A 1,017-nucleotide genomic window follows, 5' to 3' on the forward strand; every position below is an offset into this window, starting at 1 on the left:
TATATAATTTCGTTATCATTAATCTGTTTAAAAAGCTTTTGATTTTGAGTGCTTTTCTTTCCTTTTAAATATTTGTATTGAAAATCGTTAAACCCTTTACTAGCATTAGGTGCAAGATACAAACCTAGAACAATTGAAATTAAACCTACAATAGTGGCTCCAATTATATAAGGTCTTAAAAATCTTGAAAATGATACTCCTGAACTTAAAAAAGCAACAATCTCTGTGTTATTTGCTAATTTAGAAGTGAACCATATTACCGAAAGAAATAAAAATAATGGAAATAAAAGATGAGCAAAGTACACAGTAAAATCTAATAGATATAACATTACTTCACCAAAAGGTGCCTCACGCTCTAGGATTTTACCTATTTTTTCGGCAAGGTGAACTGTTATTCCTATTGGAATAAACAGCAGTATCATCATTAAAAATGTGAGTAAGTAGCGCTTTAATATGTACCAATCTAGTATTTTCAATATTAAAGTCTTTTATCCATTTGTTTAACCATCATGTCTTTCCAAGTTCTAAAATCTCCTGCTAAAATATGCTTTCTAGCTTCACGAACCAACCACATATAAAATCCTAAATTATGAATGGTTGCTATTTGTGCTGCTAATCTTTCGTTTACAGTAAATAAATGTCTTACATAAGCCTTAGAGTAATCTGTATCCACCCATGTAATTGCCATATCGTCTAAAGCAGAAAAATCGTCTCTCCATTTTAGGTTTTTAATATTTATAGAGCCATGTGCTGTAAATAACATACCGTTTCTAGCATTACGCGTTGGCATAACACAATCAAACATATCTACACCAAGTGCAATATTTTCTAGGATATTAATTGGAGTTCCAACTCCCATTAAGTAACGTGGTTTATCTTCTGGAAGTATAGCCGTTACAATCTCTGTCATCGCATACATCTCTTCTGCCGGTTCACCAACAGACAAACCTCCAATAGCATTACCTACTGCTCCTGAGTTTGCTATATACTATACTAGGTGTGGTCGGCGTCTCTCAA

1 protein-coding gene and 1 pseudogene are annotated in these 1,017 nt (G+C 32.8%); both read right to left on the reverse strand.

Annotated features, from left to right (window positions below; all coding sequences use genetic code 11):
• The coding region (locus ASC44_RS00025) for an LptF/LptG family permease (protein ID WP_152973230.1) at positions 1 to 476 on the reverse strand (476 nt) is incomplete at its 3' end.
• A 2-nt stretch (positions 477 to 478) separates the two neighbouring features.
• A pseudogene (locus ASC44_RS00030) lies at positions 479 to 988 on the reverse strand (tRNA-guanine transglycosylase); the annotation flags it as partial.
• Positions 989 to 1,017: the final 29 nt, after the last annotated feature.

This window comes from Lacinutrix mariniflava (assembly GCF_001418015.1).
GTDB lineage: Bacteria > Bacteroidota > Bacteroidia > Flavobacteriales > Flavobacteriaceae > Lacinutrix > Lacinutrix mariniflava.